Source organism: Pseudomonas sp. F2, assembly GCF_057174385.1.
The window spans coordinates 2,866,671-2,884,141 of record NZ_CM169904.1; the positions used below are offsets into that span (position 1 = coordinate 2,866,671).

The window sequence follows — 17,471 nt, forward strand, 5'->3', positions numbered from 1 at the left end:
GCACAAAACTCAGCGGCGTTCCTGATTCCTCGGCCAGCTCAGACTGAAACAGGCCCCACCCAGACTCTTGCTCTTGTTGATCAGCGCCCGCCCGTCATGCCAGTGAATGATCCGCCGCACAATCGACAGACCCAGCCCATGCCCGCCCGACGCCCGTGTGCGGCTGTCATCCAGACGCAGGAACGGCGTGAAGATGCGCTCCCACGCTGACTCCGGCACACCCGGCCCGTCATCCTCGACATCCACCCGGCAGCGCAGTTGCCCAACCTGATAACTCACCGTGACGCTCGAGTGCGCATGGCGCATCGCGTTGCTCACCAGGTTCTGCAACGCGCGGTGCAGGAAGCGCGGCTCGGCCTCGACCCAGGCGCCGTCATTATCGGCAGCGGACAGGCACAACCCGCGTTGTACAGTGACCTCGGCACGTAACGGCGCCAGTTCTTCGATGACTTGATTGACCAGCGCATCGAGGTCGATGCGTTGAAAGGTCAGCGCGGGTGACCCCTGCTCCAGCCGCGCGTAGGTGAGCATTTCGTCCACCAGCTTATCGAGATCCTCGATGTCGTGATCCATGCCCTCGCGGTACTTTTCCAGCGCCTGCGGGGTGGTGGCCGAGCCGATCATCTCCAGCCCGAACCGCAGACGCGCCACGGGAGTACGCAACTCATGGGACACTGCGCGCACCAGTTCGCGCTGGATCGCCAGCAACTGCTGCAAGTGCTCGGCCATGCCATTGAACGCTGCCGCCAGCCGCCCCACCGAGTCAGCGCCACGAGCCGGCACTCGGGTTTCCAGACTGCCCTTGGCGATGCGCGTGGCTGCGGCTTCGAGACCGCGCAGACGTCGTTCGAGCTGGCGCACCAACAGATAAACGATCAGCCCGATCAGGCTCAGGCCGAGGGCCGCAATCAGCACCAGCCATTGCGGCGGATACGGATTCATCTGATACAGAGGGCCGATCTCCAGCACCCACGGCGTGCCGACCATGCCGGCAAACACCCGGATCGAGTCGCCGCCCTTGCCCAGCGCCATCACCGTATCGCCCTCGGACACACGGCGGCTCTGGTCTTCGTCCATGTCGGCCTCGTTGACCGTGACCAGGCGCAAATCAAAACCGAAACCTTTCTCCTCCTTTAACTGCGCCAGCCGCTTGGGCTGTTCGCCAACCGGCACCCGCACCAGTTCATCGGCCAGCAGGTAAATAGTCGCACGGGCCAGTTGTTCGCTGATCTGCTGGACATCGCCGGTCAGCAGCAACTGTTCCTTGTCGCTGACCAGCCGATAGACCCGCGCCGCATGCGGACCGGTCTGCTCCACAAGTGCCTGACCGCGCTGCACCCGGGCGCGCTGAGAGAGGTCCAGATCGGTCTCGGAAAACGTCTTCAGCGCCAGCGGAATCCCCAGCAGGCGCTCCCAGACCAACAATGCCCGGTGGCGCTCGGTTGCGTTCATCGGCTGCAGGTTGTCGGCCATCAGCGAGAACGTGCCATGGGCCAGGCGCTCGCGGTATTGCTCGCTGCGCACCTGATTGAGCAGGTGCAATGCCAGCACCCCAAGCACCGCCACCAGAATCAGCGCCGCGCACATGCCGCCATAGATGCGCAGGAAGATCGAGTTCACAGCGCCAGATCCACGCAGGCTTCCGGAACGAACAGATAGCCTTTGCTGCGGATGGTCTTGATCAGGCGCGGATGATCGGGGTCATCGCCGATTTTCGGGCGGATGCGCGAAATGCGCACATCGATCGAGCGGTCCTGACCGTCATAGCCGATGCCACGCAGCGCAGTGAAAATCTCTTCGCGAGAGAGGATTCGTCCGGCATTCGACACCAGCAGCCAGAGCAGGTCGAATTCGGCGCTGGTCAGTTCGATGCCGCTGTCACTGAGCCAGGCTTCGCGCAAGGCGTTGTCCACCACCAGCGGGCCGAATTGCAGGCGGCGGCTTTTTTCCGCGACCGGCTCGGCGCTGTCACTGCGCCGCAGCAAAGCCTGAATCCGTGCCAGCAACAGCCGTGGGCGCACCGGTTTGCACACGTAATCGTCAGCACCGAGGTCGAGGCCCTGGATCTGGTCGGCATCGTCGGTGCGCGCGGTGAGCATCAGGATCGGCCCGTCGTAACGGTCGCGGACCTTGCGGCAAATGCTCAGGCCGTCTTCACCGGGCAGCATCAGGTCGAGGATCACCAGGTCCGGCTGTTCCTTGATGATCCGCGCCGCCGCCAGCGCACCGTTGCCTTCGATCTCCACGCGCAATCCATTGGCTTGCAGGTATTCGCGGGTGAGTTCGGCCAGTCGCTGGTCGTCCTCGACTATCAATACCTGCCAGGCTTCTTGCTCCACCGGTGACCTCTGCTTTCTATTGTTATTAATAAGGCAGAAACACACTGCCCCCTGCGGCTGCTCCTACACAGGCGTGCGGTTGTCCGCAGATTCCGACGCTCCCGTCTTTTTGTCATCTTTTGGGAGCATAAGAATGGGTAAACCCCGCCCGATTGTATAAACGGCGTACCGGCAGAACACAAGTCGGCAAATGCGTTCGGACAAGGCGGTTTTTTGTGATAGGGTTCGCGCCCTTAAAAATCCGCTGAAGCGTTTTTCCCGCGTGAAAAACAGTGACAAACGGTCTGGCTCAGCAGGTTCGCGGCCTACACGGGAATTCCTGGTTTCTTACACAATTTACGCACAGGTTTATCCACAGCTAGCACGTTGCAAGCCCTCTCGAAACGCATTATCTTGTAGCACGGCGCGAGGAGAGACCCTACATATAGGGTTTTCCGCTCAGGCGACCAACCACATTTCGGGCCTGAAACTCAAGCGCTTTATTGCCAGTTTCCGGTTGAACCAAGCAAGTTTTTCAAAGCCCAAACCGCACTTGCGGATGGCGCCGTTTTTCAGGTCGGAAACGACCGGAACGGTACGGGTGTTGCAGTCATTACTGTCATCCGGGAAGGAATCCGGCTCGAGCCCTGGCTCGCAGCCAAAAACTTCGGCAAGGATGCGGCGTCATTAGCCTTTTTCCTACTGATCCGAAGTTGTTATGCCCGACGCCCGTCGGTTGTAGTGCTTCGGACCAGAACGGTGAGCACCATGATGGTGCCCAAACAAACATAGAGAATGTGGAGATCACCCCCCATGCAAACCGACACAACTCGCGAGAACCCGCAGGGCACCTTGCCGCAGGCCGCCGATTCGAATTCGGATCTGGCCGCCACCGCGCCTGGTCAACTGCGCGTGATCAAGCGTAATGGCACTGTCGTTCCTTACACCGATGACAAGATCACCGTCGCTATCACCAAAGCGTTTCTCGCAGTTGAGGGCGGCACCGCTGCCGCTTCGTCGCGAATCCACGACACCGTTGCCCGCCTGACCGAACAAGTCACCGCGACCTTCAAGCGTCGCATGCCGTCGGGCGGCACCATCCACATCGAAGAAATCCAGGACCAGGTCGAACTGGCCCTGATGCGTGCCGGCGAGCAGAAAGTCGCTCGCGACTACGTGATCTACCGTGACGCCCGTTCGAAAGAACGCGCAGCCCATACCCCGGTCGAAGCCGCCGTCGACGCGCACCCGTCGATCCGCATCACCCGCGCCGACGGCAGCCTCGCGCCGCTGGACATGGGCCGCCTGAACACCATCGTCACCGAAGCCTGCGAAGGCCTGGCTGAAGTCGATGGCGACCTGATCCAGCGCGAAACCCTGAAAAACCTGTACGACGGCGTGGCCCTGAACGACGTCAACACCGCGTTGGTGATGACCGCGCGTACCCTGGTTGAACGTGAGCCGAACTACTCGTTCGTCACCGCCCGCCTGCTGATGGACACCCTGCGTGCCGAAGGCCTGGGCTTCCTCGGCGTGGCCGAGAGCGCCACTCACCACGAAATGGCCGACCTGTACGCCAAGGCACTGCCGGCTTACATCGCCAAAGGTATCGAGTTCGAACTGCTGAACCCTGTGCTGGCCTCCTTCGACCTGGAAAAACTGGGCAAGGCGATCAACCACGAGCGCGACCAGCAATTCACCTACCTGGGCCTGCAGACCCTGTACGACCGTTACTTCATCCACAAGGATGGCGTGCGTTTCGAACTGCCGCAGATCTTCTTCATGCGCGTGGCCATGGGCCTGGCGATCGAAGAGAAGCAGAAAGAAGACCGCGCGATCGAGTTCTACAACCTGCTGTCGTCCTTTGACTACATGGCTTCGACCCCAACACTGTTCAACGCCGGTACCCTGCGTCCACAGCTGTCGAGCTGCTACCTGACCACCGTTCCGGACGACCTGTCGGGCATCTACCACGCGATCCACGACAACGCCATGTTGTCCAAATTCGCTGGCGGCCTGGGCAACGACTGGACGCCGGTGCGTGCACTGGGTTCGTACATCAAGGGCACCAACGGCAAGTCGCAAGGCGTGGTTCCGTTCCTCAAAGTAGTGAACGACACCGCCGTAGCCGTTAACCAGGGTGGCAAGCGCAAAGGCGCTGTGTGTGCCTACCTGGAAACCTGGCACATGGACATCGAAGAGTTCATCGAACTGCGCAAGAACACCGGTGATGATCGTCGTCGTACCCACGACATGAACACCGCCAACTGGATCCCTGACCTGTTCATGAAGCGCGTCTTCGATGACGGCAAGTGGACCCTGTTCTCGCCTTCCGAAGTACCGGATCTGCACGACCTGACCGGTAAAGCCTTCGAAGAGCGCTACGAGTACTACGAAGCCCTGACCGAGTACCCGGGCAAGGTCAAGCTGTTCAAGACCATCCAGGCCAAAGACCTGTGGCGCAAAATGCTCTCCATGCTGTTCGAAACCGGCCACCCGTGGCTGACTTTCAAAGACCCGTGCAACCTGCGTAGCCCGCAGCAGCACGTCGGCGTGGTTCACAGCTCGAACCTGTGCACCGAGATCACCTTGAACACCAACAAGGACGAGATCGCCGTTTGCAACCTGGGCTCGATCAACCTGCCGAACCACATCGTCGACGGCAAGCTGGACACCGCCAAGCTGCAACGCACCGTGAACACCGCCGTGCGCATGCTCGACAACGTGATCGACATCAACTACTACTCGGTGCCGCAAGCGAAGAACTCCAACTTCCGCCACCGTCCGGTCGGTCTGGGCATCATGGGCTTCCAGGACGCGCTGTACCTGCAGCACATCCCTTACGGTTCCGACGCTGCCGTCGAGTTCGCCGACAAGTCGATGGAAGCGGTCAGCTACTACGCGATCCAGGCGTCCTGCGACCTGGCCGACGAGCGCGGCGCGTACGAGACCTTCAACGGTTCGCTGTGGTCCAAAGGCATCCTGCCGCTGGATTCGCAACAGATCCTGATCGAACAGCGCGGCCAGAAGTACATCGACGTTGACCTGAACGAAACCCTGGACTGGGCACCGGTTCGCGCCCGTGTACAGAAAGGCATTCGTAACTCCAACATCATGGCCATCGCACCGACCGCAACCATCGCCAACATCACCGGCGTCTCGCAGTCGATCGAACCGACCTACCAGAACCTGTATGTGAAATCGAACCTGTCGGGCGAATTCACCGTGATCAACCCGTACCTGGTTCGCGACCTCAAGGCTCGCGGTCTGTGGGACTCGGTCATGATCAACGACCTGAAGTACTACGACGGTTCGGTTCAGCAGATCGAGCGCATCCCGCAGGAACTCAAAGAGCTCTACGCGACCGCGTTCGAAGTGGACACCAAGTGGATCGTTGACGCCGCCAGCCGTCGTCAGAAGTGGATCGACCAGGCCCAGTCGCTGAACCTGTACATCGCCGGCGCCTCGGGCAAGAAGCTCGACGTGACCTACCGTATGGCCTGGTACCGTGGTCTGAAAACCACCTACTACCTCCGTGCCCTGGCCGCGACCAGCACCGAGAAGTCGACCATCAACACCGGCAAGCTGAACGCTGTTTCCAGCGGCGGCAACCACGGCGACGATTCGGTTCTGGCCGCTCCGGCCGGTCCGGCGCCAGTGCCAAAGGCTTGCGCGATCGACGAGCCGGATTGCGAAGCTTGCCAATAAGCTGAGCCGGGTCAGGCGTCGCGAGACGCCTGATACCTCCAGGCAAAAGAAAACCCCCGACAGACTTCTGGTTTGTCGGGGGTTTTCTTTTGTCTGCCATTTACCTGTAGGAGCTGTCGAGTGCAACGAGGCTGCGATCTTTTGATCTTTAGTGCTCTGCCAAAGATCAAAAGATCGCAGCCTTCGGCAGCTCCTACATGAGCCTGGGTGCGTTCAGTCAGAGATTGGTCGGCTGTCAGGCCGCCATCGCCAGCAGGCTGACTCCCACAGCCAAGCGCTCGCTTTTCCGCCATCCAACACGATGAGCGTTAGCTCGAGTACCGCTTTTGATCTGAGGGCCCGTCGGCAGGCTGAGTGGAGGGATTCATCCGGGGGTGGGAGCGTAGCGACCGTTTGGCGAAGCCAAACACATCGAGAGGAGGTGCAGCGAAGCAAACCGTAGGCGATGCCCCCCGGATGAATACCGTAGCGAAGGAACCCGAGCCACGGCGAGGGCCGAACGTTGGGACCAAGCGTTTTGGTTACTTTTGGGCGTCTGCAAAAGTGACTCGCCGTAAGGGCGAAACCCTAAGTAGCCGTTACCGCAGCAACGGATAAGCCCACAAAACAATAGCCCACAAAAAAGCCCCTCAAAAAGAGGGGCTCCCTTGCACAATCAGAAACCGCAATCAGGTCATCTGAATGATGGTCTGCATGATGGTGCTCTGGGTGGAGATAGTCTTGGCGTTCGCCTGATAGTTGCTCTGGCCCTTGATCAGATCCACCAGCTCGTTGGTCAGGTTAACGTTGGACTCTTCCAGCGAGTTGGACACCACCTCACCCAAAGTACCGGTTTTCGGCGCGTCGTAACCCGGGATACCCGAGGCGAACGTCTCTTTCCAACTTGTGCCGCCGACAGGCTGCAGGCCTTGCTCGTTGGTGAAGCTGGCCAGCGCAACCTGGCCGATGGCCTTGCTCTGGTTGTTGCTGAAGTTGGCGAACAGCGTACCGGTGCCGTCGATGGTCAGGTTGGTGATCTGGCCAGTGGCGTAACCATCCTGAGTCGGGATCGAACGAGCGGTATCTGCGTTGTACTGGGTGGTCTGCGCCATCGAAATGGTGATACCGGCCGGGTTCGCCGAAGCGCCGTTAGGCGTGAACGTCCCGTTAACCACAGTACCCGGCACCCAGCCAGTGAGCTTCAGGTCACTGCTGATCACAGGACCTGGCAGAGTGCTGACCTGGGTCAGCTTGCCAGCGGAGTCAAACGTCATGGTAGAAGGTGTCGGCGCGGTGACCTTCGGATCGCTGCCAGTAGCGTCCGGGTTACGACCGTCTACCAGGGTGTAGACCTTCCAGGTGTTCTGGCCAGTCTTCACCACGTACTGATCCATGACGTGCGAGTTGCCCTGGGAATCATAGATCGGCGTACTGAACTGCTTGGTGTAAGTCTCAAGTTTTGACGGATCGAACTTGCCGGCCGCCACTGTGTCGTCGATCACCGGTGCCGACGAATTCAGGTTGATGGTCGAGGTCACCAGCGAGGTGGACTTCGGCGCCAGGTTGGAAGTATCGATTTTCAGGTCGGTCAACACACCGTTGATGATCTTGCCGTTGGCATCCACACCGTAACCTTGCAGACGCGAGGTGTAATCGGTGTTGGTGATGTAACCGGCGTTGTCGACTTTGAACGTACCGGCACGGGTATAGGAAATCGAGCCGTTGTTGCTCATGGTGAAGAAGCCGGAACCGTTAATGCCCATGTCCAGCACGTTACCGGTGTTGTTGATGTCACCCTGGGTGAACTGCTGGGACACGTTGGCCAGGCGCACACCGTTGCCGATGACCTTGCTGCCGCTACCCAGGCGAGTGGCCGAGTAGACGTCTTCGAATTCTGCACGGGACGATTTGAAACCGGCAGTCGCGACGTTGGCGATGTTGTTGCCGGTCACGTCCAGTTGTTTGTTGGCTGCATAGAGACCGCTAAGGCCGATATTGAAAGACATATTCCACTCCTTTGTGCCGGTTGGTCGGCTCTATATACCAATGGTTTGTACTTTGGACAGGGCGACGGTGCCCTTGCCGGACAGGTTGAGCATCAGCTCGCCACCGGTCTGGCTGATGGTCACGCTGTTGACCGTGGCTGGCAGGTAGGTCGCCATATCGGTCGAGGTGCCATTGATCGAGGCGTTGGCCTTGACGGTGTAGGTACCGGTCTTCACCAGGTTGCCGTCCTTGTCCTTGCCGTCCCAGGTGAAGCTCGCGCTGCCTGCGGCGCGACTGCCCAGATCGAGGGTGCGAACCACCGTGCCGCTGCTGTCGGTAATGCTGACGGTGCCGCCGGCAATCGACGACGGAACGCTGACCGAACCGGTCATGCCTTTGCTTGGGTCGTCCAATTGAACGGTGTTGGTCTGCACGATCACGTTGCGGCCCACCAGCGACGACGCCTGCAAGGCTTGCGAGGAGTTGTAGTTGCCGGCCAGCGAACTGACGGTGCTGTTGAGGGTGGTGATGCCCTCAAGGCTGCTGAACTGCGCCAGCTGCGCAACGAAGGCGCTGTTGTCCTGCGGATCAAGCGGGTTCTGGTTTTTCAGCTGGGTGACCAGCAGTTGCAGGAACGCATCCTTGCCCAGGGCCTGGCCGCCGGTGGTGCTGTTGGTGGCCGAGGCAATGCCATCGCCGGTCGTACTGCTCGTTTTCTTCGAGGAGTTCGACAGGATGTCATTCATGCTCAGGCTGCTGGTGGTATCGGAAACACTCATGGCCGTCGCCCCTTATTACTGACCGAGGGTCAGTACCTTCTGCATCATGGTTTTGGCGGTGTTCATCATTTCGGCGTTGGTCTGGAACGACCGGCTCGCGGAAATCATGTCAGCCATTTCTTCCACCACGTTGACGTTCGGGTAGTAGACGTAGCCCTTGGCGTCAGCGGCCGGATGGTTCGGCTCGTAGCGTGCTTCGAGGTTGCTCTGGTCTTCGACCACGCCGAGCACTTGCACGCCCTGCCCTGCGGCATCCTGGCTCTGGAACAGCGAGTTGCTGCCGCTGTTCTGGCCGCCCTGAAACATGGTGGCGAACACCGGGTGACGGGCGCGGTAGGTCTGGTCGATGCTCGACGAAACGGTTTCGGCGTTGGCGATGTTCGACGCCACGGTGTTCAGACGCGTGGTTTGTGCGCTCATGCCGCTGCCGGCAATGTTGAAAACGCTGGACAGGGACATGGATTACTCTCCGCGCAGGGCCGATACCAGCCCTTTGAATTTGCTGTTGAGCAGGGTGAAGCTGGCCTGGAAGCCCACGGCGTTTTCCGCGTAGTTGGACTGTTCCAGCTGAGCATCCACGGTGTTCTGGTCGATCGAAGGCTGCATCGGCGTGCGATACATCAGCGACTCGTCGCCATTGCCCAGGCCTTCAGCTTCGATGTGACGGCTGTTGGTCATGTTCAGGGCGATGGTGCCGTTGGCGTTTTTCTGGCTCTGTGCTTCGAGCACTTTGGAGAAGTCCAGATCCCGAGCCTTGTAGTTCGGGGTATCGGCGTTGGCGATGTTGTTGGCCAGCACTTCAGCGCGCTGGGCACGGAAACCCAATGCCTTTTCGTGAATGCCGAGCGCTTTATCGAAGCTGATGCTCATGTCGGGAACCTTCGGGTGAGCGGTTTTTCGTACCTGAGCTTTAGCAAGCGCCGTGCCAAACACAGAAACCCGCGTAAACCGGGGCTTTGCGGGGAATCGGCAAAGCGGCAATGCCAGAAAAGCGGCAACCGGTTTCCGCTGCCTGCCGCTTTTCTGCCGCTTCGTCCTGTTAACACCTCTCCCTGTAGGAGCTGCCGAAGGCTGCGATCTTTTTGATCTTGATCGTTCAAAACAGGATGAAAAGATCGCAGCCTTCGGCAACTCCTGCATGGAACAAAGCATCAGGCATAAAAAAGGGAGCCCTTGGGGCTCCCGATTTTGTATGCCTGATGCTTTGTTTCACTTCGCCTGGTAAATGATCCCCGGACTGCACTGAACCATCTGGTAATGATCCGGCAAACCGTTCAGCGCTTCGGACGCGCCAAGGAACAGATAGCCGCCCGGCTTCAGCGTGCTGTGAATGCGCAACAGGATGTCTTTCTTCACCTCGGCGGAGAAGTAGATCAGCACGTTGCGGCAGAACACGATGTCGAACTTGCCCAGACTGGCGTAGCTGTCGAGCAGGTTGAACGAACGGAATTCCACCCGGTTCTTGATCGGCGCCTTGATCACCCAGCGCCCCGGCCCTTTCGGGTCGAAGTAGCGTTGCAAGCGATCGGCGGACAAACCGCGGCCGATGGCCAGGCTGTCGTACTCGCCGGTCTTGCAGTTGGTCAGCATGCTGCCGGACAGGTCGGTAGCAACGATCTGTACGCCCATCTTCAACTGACCAAGGTTGCTGCGCTCGAACTCGTCGATCGACATCGACAGCGAATACGGTTCCTGACCCGACGAGCAGGCCGCCGACCAGATCCGCAAACGCTGGTTGGGGCTGGCCTTGATCGCCTCGGGCAGCACCTTGTTCTTCAAGACTTCAAACGGATAGGTGTCGCGAAACCACAAGGTTTCGTTGGTCGTCATGGCATCGACCACCTGCTCGCGCAAACCGCTGCGCGGCTGGGTCTGGATGCGCTGTACCAGCTCACCCAGGGACTTGATGCCTTGCTGCTCCATCAGTTTGTTGAGACGGCTCGAGACCAGGTACTGCTTGTTTTCACCGAGCAAAATGCCACAGGCTTTTTCCAGGAAGACCCGGAACTGTTCGAAATCCAAATTACCCGTAGACAATGATGCCGCCTCTTAAATCGTGTTGACCGCCAGGGGCAGAAGGCCCCTAGCTGATATCTGCTGCTTTGATCCGGTCGACTACCCGGGATGCCAGGTCATCAGGACGGAATTTGGCCAGGAAGTCATCGGCACCGACTTTCTTGACCATCGCCTGATTGAATACTCCCGACAACGAAGTATGCAGGATGATATGAAGCTTTTGCATGCGTGGATCGCTGCGGATCTCCGCCGTCAGGGTGTACCCGTCCATCTCCGGCATCTCGATGTCGGAAATCATCATCAGGAACTCTTCTTCCGGCTTCTTGCCCTCATCGACCAGCTTGCGCAGGTAGTCCAGCGCCTGCTTGCCATCGTTCAGCGCCACCACTTCGACCCCGACCGTCTGCAGGCAGCGCGTGACCTGCTTGCGCGCCACCGACGAGTCATCGACCGTCAGCACCCGCAGCGACAACGCCTTGCTCTGGGTCTCGACATCGACCACGCCGACCGAAATCGCTTCCGGCGTCGGCGCGACTTCCGCCAGTACCTTCTCGACATCGATGATTTCGACTAACTGATTGTCGACTCGAGTCACAGCGGTCAGGTAATGATCGCGCCCCGTGCCCTTGGGCGGCGGATGGATCTCTTCCCAGTTCATGTTGACGATGCGCTCCACCGAGCGAACCAGGAAACCCTGGGTCTTGGTGTTGTACTCCGTGATGATCACGAACGGACTGTTCTTGTCTTTCAACGCCCCGGAACCGGTCGCCATTGCCAGATCAAGGATCGGAATGGTCGCCCCCCGGATATTCGCCACCCCGCACACGACAGGACTGGACTTGGGCATCAACGTCAGCGACGGGCATTGCAGCACTTCCCGCACCTTGAACACGTTGATGCCGTAGAGCTGCTGACCGTCGAGACGGAACAACAACAGCTCCAGGCGATTCTGCCCTACCAGTTGCGTGCGCTGGTTCACCGAATCCATTACACCAGCCATGCCCAGACTCCTACACCAACGCCAAGTGTTGTTGCGACGCACATTCATTGCTAAACGGCACGGCGCTTGCTTTTTAACTCGTATGAACGATCAAACGACATTTTTTCGACGCCTGACCTCCCGCACCCGCAAAGCGCTGTGCGCGACGTCTGCCGTCTGCTTGTTTTTCGCTGGCAGCCCTGCCGGTGCTGATACGGTTACCTTGCCTGACATGCTTATCGGCGTCACTCAGGGCTTTCTTGAGTTCACCGTAGAAGACTATCTGGCTACCAGTCAAACGGAAGGCCGCTACGAAATCGAGGTCAACCAGCTCGACCCGCGTATGCGCATGCCTATGTGCGACAAGGAATTGACAGCGTCACTGGAGAGTCCTGCACGTCCGCTGGGCCGCGTTACGGTCAAGGTCCGGTGCGAAGGAAGCTCGCCGTGGACGGTGTTCGTGCCCGCTCAAGTCCGCCTGTTTCGCGAGATTGTCACCACCACCCGACCGCTCAAGCGCGCCGCGATTATCGAACCGCAAGACGTGACCTTGCGTGAACGCGACATCAGCCAGGTCAATCAGGGTTTTCTGACGTCGGTGGATGAAGCCATCGGGCAGAAATTAACCCGACCAACGGTAGCCGATCAGGTGATTACCCTGGTGCATCTGGAACAGGCAGAAGTGGTGCGCAAGGGCGATCAGGTGGTCATCATCGCCCGCAGCGGTACACTCGCCGTGCGCATGCCCGGTGAAGCCCTGGCCAATGGCGGTTTGAAAGAACAGATCCGGGTAAAAAACCTCAATTCCAACCGGGTAATCAAGGCGCAGGTCATCGCGCCGGGCCAAGTGGAAGTCGCCATGTAAAACGCTCGAGCAGAAAACTGGCGCCAGCCCCGACGCTTCCCTAAACTGTGCCGCAGCAGGACACGCTTCGGCACATGCAGCTCATTGCAAAGTGAGCCTAAAGTTTTCCAGGGAATGGCCGAGAACATGGCAAGCGTCCAAATTCCCAGAGGTTTTTAACATGGTCATCGATTTCAGCCGTTTGAACAGCTCCTCGTCACTTACGGGCAGTACGCGTACCAGCAACGCCAAGGAAACCGCCGAAACCGGCACCTCCGCGCCGCTGAATACCCAGGCCGAAACGGCCGGTACCGCAAAAAGCGGGGAATCGGTACACCTCAGCAATGAGGCTCAACAGTTGCAGAAGGTCACTGACAAGCTGCGCGATCAGCCTGCCGTCGACAAAGCCCGCGTGGCCGAGTTGAAAGCAGCGATTGCCGATGGCAGCTACAAGGTCGACAGCAACCGTGTAGCCAGCAAACTGCTCAACTTCGAAGCCCAGCGCTAGGCTTTTGCCGGCGCCAGGCTTTTGGACGCTTAGAACCCAAGGCCAGCCATGCACGACACTAATTTATTGCAACTGATCACCGACGACTTTGCTCCAGCTCAACAATTGCTGGAGTTGCTGCAAACCGAGTCCCTCGCTTTGCACGGTCGCGACATGCCTCTGCTCGAAGATATTCTGGCGCGCAAACAGGCATTGATCATTCTGCTTGAACAGCATGGCCGCAAGCGCAGCGAAATCCTTGCCAGCCTCAACCTGCCGCTCGACCGTCAGGGCCTGGAGCAACTGGCCAGCCAGTCGAGCATTGGCGACCAGTTGCTGTCCCAAAGCGATGTGCTGACCGACCTGATTGCCCAGTGCCAGGCGGCCAACGTCAAGAACGGCCAGTCGATCCAGATCCAGCAGGCCGCTACGGCCAATCAGCTGAAAATCCTCACCGGGGGCGAACCGCCAGCGCTGTATGACGCCTCGGGCACTTTCGCCAAACCCACCAAGCCGCGTACGCTCAGCCAGGCGTGAGCCATTCGATGTGCCTGCACTATCAACCCGCGAAACATGCTGGCAAAATGCTGGCTAGTCGTAGTCAAATTTTGTCTGGAGATTGAGAAAACGTGCCAAACGCCCTAAGCGCGGATGATACTCCGCAGCCACCAAAGGTGCTGACCACGCCCCTGGAAATCTCCAGCAACCTGCGCCAGCTGCAAGAAAGCCACGACCCGCTGATCATCACCTTCCATGAGCGCAGCCAGCGCTTCCAGAGCTACCTGATCAAGGTTGACCGGGAAACCGCGACGATTGCCCTGGACGAAATGATCCCGCGCGATGGCGAGCGTTTTCTGCAGGCGGGCGAACCGTTCAAGGTCGAAGGCTTCCACGAAGGTGTGCGCATCGCCTGGGAATGCACCGGCACGCTGAACATCGAAGAATCCGACGGTGACCGCTTCTATACCGGTCAACTGCCAACCGAAGTGGTCTACCACCAGCGCCGCAATGCCTTTCGTGCCGCGTTGAAGCTGACCGATCTGGTCAGCGTCGAACTTGGCGGCGAAAAACTCAAGGCGCCGATCAACGGCAAACTGCTGGATATTTCCGCCACCGGTTGCAAACTGCGCTTTGAAGGCGACATCACCGACCGCCTGCAACTGGGTCAGGTCTATGACCGCATGATCGCCACCCCACTGTTCGGCAATCAACCGATCTCGGTCGAGCTGCGCTATCTGCACTTCGAAGAAAAGCTCAACATCACCTTCGCCGGCTTGCGCTTCCACAACATCAGTGGCCAGGCGGCGCGCAACGTCGAGCGCTTCGTCTATCAGTTGCAGCGTGAAGCACGCCGGTTCGATAAAGACGATCTGTGATTCGCACAGGCAAATAGAAAGGGCAGTCCCTGGCGGGACTGCCCTTTTTTATTTCTACTGTCCCGTCCTGGGCTGGAGATAACTGTGGCGAGGGGATTTATCCCCGATGGGTTGCGCAGCAGCCCCAGACCGGACGCCTCGATTCCACTGCCACTCCGCACTGAATGGCTTTAGGGCCGCTTCGCAGCCCATCGGGGATAAATCCCCTCACCACAATAAAGCGTCACTCTTTGAACATTGTTGCCATCACCCGATTCAGGGTCTGGCCCCACTGATGTCCGGTGTCGGTTTATCGCCCTCATCAGCCGGATCAGGTTCGGCCACTGCTTCAGGCTGCACTTCGGGCTCCGGCTCCGGCGTAACCGTGGTCTGCATCTGCTCCTGCACCACCTGCTCATCCACTCGCGGATCGAGCGCGGCCACCAGCGGCGAGCTGGACATGCTGTCAGGCATCGCCACGTGATGCAGCGGTGCGTCGTCGACCTGATGCAGATTGGTCACCGCTTTCGGGCGGATGCGCCACACCAGCACCAACGCAAAGAAGCTGAAAAACGCGTAAAGGCTCTGGCTGCCGAACAGCTTCATCAGCACGCCCGCCAGCAGCGGACCGATACTCGCACCGACCCCGTAGGTCACCAGCAGCATCGCCGTCAGCGACACCCGGCGATCGCCCTCGACATGGTCGTTGGAGAACGCCACCGCCAGCGGATACAGGCAGAACTGCACCAGCGAACAAAGGAAGCCGACCACGAACAGCACCTCAAGCGGCACCTGCGGCAAGATCGCCAACGGCAACGCCGCCACCGCGAGGAATCCGGCAAAACAACGAATCAGCAGCGCTCGGTCATAACGGTCGGACAACCAGCCCAACGGCCACTGCACCAGCAGTCCGGCAAAAATGCAGCTACCCATGAACAGACCGACCTGCTCGGTCGACAGCCCCTGCTGCGACGCATACAACGGCGCCAGACCGTAGAACGAGCCGATGATCAGGCCAGCGCCCAGCACCGTGCTCAACGACTGCGGCACGCGCTTGATAAAGAAGCGCGGCTCCATCGGTGCCGGATGCAGCGGCGCCGGGTGGATCCGTCGAGTCAGCGCCACCGGCACCAGACACAAGGCAAAACACAGCGCGACCAGCATCAGCAGTTCCAGGCCGAGGCCCGGGTGCATGACCAGAATCAGCTGACCCAGCACCAGTCCCAGATACGAAGCGATCATATAACCGCTGAACACCAGCCCGCGCTGGTTGGCGTCGGCCTGCTCGTTAAGCCAGCTCTCGATCACCATGTATTGGCACATCATGCCCAGACCGACGATGGTCCGCAGCACCAGCCATGCCGGCAACCAGTCGACCAGGCCATGTCCGAGCACCGCCGCGCCGACGATCCCGGCACACGCCGAATACGCCCGAATGTGTCCGACGCGGGCGATCAAGCGGTGACCGATCTTGCCGCCCAGCACCAGGCCGAAATAGTTGGCCGCCATCAGCGCACCCACCCACAGTCCATCGACATGGTCAGCGGCCAGGCGCAATGCCAGGTAAGTAGAAAGAAGGCCCGAGCCGATCAACATCATCAGCGAGGCGAAATACAGCGCTCGAAAGGATTTCCAGATTTGGCGCATCGGCGTTCCGAGCGGCTCCTTGCAGTAAGTATCGGGCTATCCAAACGATAGCCCGATGGCGACGGTTCGTCAGGCCTGGGCTGCTAGAACACGCCGTTCCCAGGGAGTGATTTCATCAAAGAAGCTGGTCAACTCCATGGTCTTCGAAGCGATGTAGCCTTCGATGAACTCCTGTCCGAACAGTTCCCTGGCCAATTGGCTACGTTTCAGACGCTCGAGCGCGGCATGCAAGGTACACGGCAGCGAAAGATTGTCCGGCACTTCGAATTCGCCCTGAATCGCCGCGCTCGGCTCCAGCTCATGCTCGATCCCATGCAAGCCGGCGGCCAGACTCGCGGCAATCGCCAGATACGGGTTGGCATCGGCGCCAGGCAAACGGTTTTCCACGCGTCGAGCCACTGGCGAACTGGCCGGAATGCGCAGCCCTGCCGCACGGTTATCATGGGACCAGCAGGCATTGTTCGGCGACGCATAGGGATGGCACAGACGCTGATAGGAGTTCACGTTCGGCGCAAACAGCGCAGTGAAATCGGCCATGCCCGCCTGCTGTCCGCCGATGAAGTGGCGGAACATCGCCGTCGGCTGGCCATTCTCGTCGCTGAACACGTTGTTGCCGGTGGCGATCTCGACGACGCTCTGGTGAATGTGCATCGAACTGCCCGGTGTGTGCGCCAGCGGCTTGGCCATGCACACCACGCTCAGACCATGCTTGAGCGCGACTTCCTTGAGCAGGTGCTTGAACAGGAAGGTCTGGTCGGCCAGCAACAGCGGATCACCGTGCAGCAGATTGATTTCGAACTGGCTGACGCCCATTTCATGCATGAAGGTATCGCGCGGCAGACCGAGGGCGGCCATGCATTTATAGACTTCGTTGAAGAATGGCCGCAAACCGTTATTGGAACTGACGCTGAACGCCGATTGACCATCCTCGCGGCGTCCATCAAGACCTACCGGCGGACGGAACGGCTGGGCCGGATCGGTGTTCGGCGCGAAGACGAAGAATTCCAGCTCGGTCGCCACCACCGGCGCCAAGCCATGTGCGGCGTAACGGGCGATCACTTTCTTCAGTTGGCCACGGGTCGACAGGTTGGAGCTTTCGCCGCTCAATTCGTCGGCATCGCAGATGGCCAGGGCGCGCGGTTCGTCGCTCCATGGCAGGGGATGGATCATGCTCGGCTCGGCGACCAGCGCCAGGTCACCGTCATCGCTGCCGTAAAACCGCGCCGGCGGATAACCGCCCATGATGCATTGCAGCAGCACACCCCGCGCCATCTGCAAACGCCGCCCTTCGAGGAAACCCTCGGCGGTCATCACCTTGCCGCGCGGCACGCCGTTCAAATCCGGCGTGACACATTCAATCTCATCAATGCCGG

At 59.6% G+C, this 17,471-nt stretch carries 15 protein-coding genes; 5 read left to right on the forward strand and 10 right to left on the reverse strand.

Going from position 1 to position 17,471, the window contains the following annotated elements; translation table 11 throughout:
- Window positions 1–9: 9 nt before the first annotated feature.
- Together AC193Q_RS12775 and AC193Q_RS12780 are read right to left on the reverse strand one after the other, a co-directional pair.
- The gene (locus AC193Q_RS12775) at window positions 10–1,620 is read right to left on the reverse strand and encodes an ATP-binding protein (protein WP_483879588.1); all 1,611 of its coding nucleotides are present in this window, start codon (window positions 1,618–1,620) and stop codon (window positions 10–12) included.
- Window positions 1,617–2,339, reverse strand: coding sequence for a response regulator (locus tag AC193Q_RS12780; protein WP_127652323.1), 723 nt, complete (start codon window positions 2,337–2,339; stop codon window positions 1,617–1,619). Before AC193Q_RS12780 ends, AC193Q_RS12775 begins: the two co-directional genes overlap by 4 nt.
- 792 nt (window positions 2,340–3,131) lie before the next feature.
- Between AC193Q_RS12780 and AC193Q_RS12785 the strand changes: the two genes are divergently transcribed.
- The gene (locus tag AC193Q_RS12785; protein ID WP_041067575.1) at window positions 3,132–6,026 is read left to right on the forward strand and encodes a ribonucleoside-diphosphate reductase subunit alpha; all 2,895 of its coding nucleotides are present in this window, start codon (window positions 3,132–3,134) and stop codon (window positions 6,024–6,026) included.
- Between the two features lie 668 nt (window positions 6,027–6,694).
- Here the strand turns inward: AC193Q_RS12785 and flgE are convergent.
- The 6 genes from flgE to AC193Q_RS12815 all read right to left on the reverse strand — a co-directional run bounded on the left by flgE (window position 6,695) and on the right by AC193Q_RS12815 (window position 11,786).
- Complete coding sequence (flgE, locus tag AC193Q_RS12790) at window positions 6,695–8,011, reverse strand: flagellar hook protein FlgE (RefSeq protein ID WP_041075033.1); 1,317 nt, start codon at window positions 8,009–8,011, stop codon at window positions 6,695–6,697.
- Window positions 8,012–8,041: 30 nt separating this feature from the next.
- The gene (flgD, locus tag AC193Q_RS12795; RefSeq protein WP_047295813.1) at window positions 8,042–8,770 is read right to left on the reverse strand and encodes a flagellar hook assembly protein FlgD; all 729 of its coding nucleotides are present in this window, start codon (window positions 8,768–8,770) and stop codon (window positions 8,042–8,044) included.
- A 15-nt stretch (window positions 8,771–8,785) separates the two neighbouring features.
- Window positions 8,786–9,229 carry a flagellar basal body rod protein FlgC gene (gene flgC / locus AC193Q_RS12800; RefSeq protein WP_003227217.1) on the reverse strand — a complete coding sequence of 148 codons (444 nt, stop codon included), beginning with the start codon at window positions 9,227–9,229 and terminating at the stop codon, window positions 8,786–8,788.
- A gap of 3 nt (window positions 9,230–9,232) precedes the next feature.
- The gene (gene flgB, locus AC193Q_RS12805; protein ID WP_025112931.1) at window positions 9,233–9,640 is read right to left on the reverse strand and encodes a flagellar basal body rod protein FlgB; all 408 of its coding nucleotides are present in this window, start codon (window positions 9,638–9,640) and stop codon (window positions 9,233–9,235) included.
- A 339-nt stretch (window positions 9,641–9,979) separates the two neighbouring features.
- A complete protein-coding gene (gene cheR / locus AC193Q_RS12810) occupies window positions 9,980–10,807 on the reverse strand; it encodes a protein-glutamate O-methyltransferase CheR (RefSeq protein WP_007963053.1) in 828 nt (275 codons plus the stop codon).
- A 46-nt stretch (window positions 10,808–10,853) separates the two neighbouring features.
- On the reverse strand, window positions 10,854–11,786 hold the full coding sequence (locus tag AC193Q_RS12815) for a chemotaxis protein CheV (RefSeq protein ID WP_041074300.1): 933 nt from the start codon (window positions 11,784–11,786) through the stop codon (window positions 10,854–10,856).
- Between the two features lie 82 nt (window positions 11,787–11,868).
- On the opposite strand from AC193Q_RS12815, the gene flgA reads away from it, so the two are divergent.
- The 4 genes from flgA to AC193Q_RS12835 all read left to right on the forward strand — a co-directional run bounded on the left by flgA (window position 11,869) and on the right by AC193Q_RS12835 (window position 14,472).
- Complete coding sequence (gene flgA, locus AC193Q_RS12820) at window positions 11,869–12,630, forward strand: flagellar basal body P-ring formation chaperone FlgA (protein ID WP_483879589.1); 762 nt, start codon at window positions 11,869–11,871, stop codon at window positions 12,628–12,630.
- A gap of 160 nt (window positions 12,631–12,790) precedes the next feature.
- Window positions 12,791–13,117 (forward strand): flagellar biosynthesis anti-sigma factor FlgM, encoded by a 327-nt coding sequence (flgM, locus tag AC193Q_RS12825; protein WP_041074296.1) that lies wholly within the window; start codon window positions 12,791–12,793, stop codon window positions 13,115–13,117.
- A gap of 48 nt (window positions 13,118–13,165) precedes the next feature.
- Window positions 13,166–13,633, forward strand: coding sequence for a flagella synthesis protein FlgN (locus AC193Q_RS12830; protein WP_027612275.1), 468 nt, complete (start codon window positions 13,166–13,168; stop codon window positions 13,631–13,633).
- Between the two features lie 92 nt (window positions 13,634–13,725).
- The gene (locus tag AC193Q_RS12835; protein ID WP_041074294.1) at window positions 13,726–14,472 is read left to right on the forward strand and encodes a flagellar brake protein; all 747 of its coding nucleotides are present in this window, start codon (window positions 13,726–13,728) and stop codon (window positions 14,470–14,472) included.
- A gap of 255 nt (window positions 14,473–14,727) precedes the next feature.
- On the opposite strand, the gene AC193Q_RS12840 is transcribed toward AC193Q_RS12835, so the two are convergent.
- Window positions 14,728–16,098, reverse strand: coding sequence for an MFS transporter (locus AC193Q_RS12840; protein WP_041074292.1), 1,371 nt, complete (start codon window positions 16,096–16,098; stop codon window positions 14,728–14,730).
- A gap of 69 nt (window positions 16,099–16,167) precedes the next feature.
- Window positions 16,168–17,409 carry a glutamine synthetase family protein gene (locus AC193Q_RS12845; protein WP_236170324.1) on the reverse strand — a complete coding sequence of 414 codons (1,242 nt, stop codon included), beginning with the start codon at window positions 17,407–17,409 and terminating at the stop codon, window positions 16,168–16,170.
- Window positions 17,410–17,471 lie beyond the last annotated feature (62 nt).

Excerpts from the sequence above, each read along its gene's own strand:
- AC193Q_RS12840 (WP_041074292.1), bottom strand. The coding sequence starts at position 16,098 with ATGCGCCAAATCTGGAAATCCTTTCGAGCGCTGTATTTCGCCTCGCTG.
- flgC (WP_003227217.1), bottom strand. The coding sequence starts at position 9,229 with ATGTCCCTGTCCAGCGTTTTCAACATTGCCGGCAGCGGCATGAGCGCA.
- flgE (WP_041075033.1), bottom strand. The coding sequence starts at position 8,011 with ATGTCTTTCAATATCGGCCTTAGCGGTCTCTATGCAGCCAACAAACAA.
- AC193Q_RS12830 (WP_027612275.1), top strand. The coding sequence starts at position 13,166 with ATGCACGACACTAATTTATTGCAACTGATCACCGACGACTTTGCTCCA.
- flgB (WP_025112931.1), bottom strand. The coding sequence starts at position 9,640 with ATGAGCATCAGCTTCGATAAAGCGCTCGGCATTCACGAAAAGGCATTG.
- flgM (WP_041074296.1), top strand. The coding sequence starts at position 12,791 with ATGGTCATCGATTTCAGCCGTTTGAACAGCTCCTCGTCACTTACGGGC.
- flgD (WP_047295813.1), bottom strand. The coding sequence starts at position 8,770 with ATGAGTGTTTCCGATACCACCAGCAGCCTGAGCATGAATGACATCCTG.
- AC193Q_RS12815 (WP_041074300.1), bottom strand. The coding sequence starts at position 11,786 with ATGGCTGGTGTAATGGATTCGGTGAACCAGCGCACGCAACTGGTAGGG.
- AC193Q_RS12785 (WP_041067575.1), top strand. The coding sequence starts at position 3,132 with ATGCAAACCGACACAACTCGCGAGAACCCGCAGGGCACCTTGCCGCAG.
- flgA (WP_483879589.1), top strand. The coding sequence starts at position 11,869 with ATGAACGATCAAACGACATTTTTTCGACGCCTGACCTCCCGCACCCGC.
- AC193Q_RS12845 (WP_236170324.1), bottom strand. The coding sequence starts at position 17,409 with ATGACCGCCGAGGGTTTCCTCGAAGGGCGGCGTTTGCAGATGGCGCGG.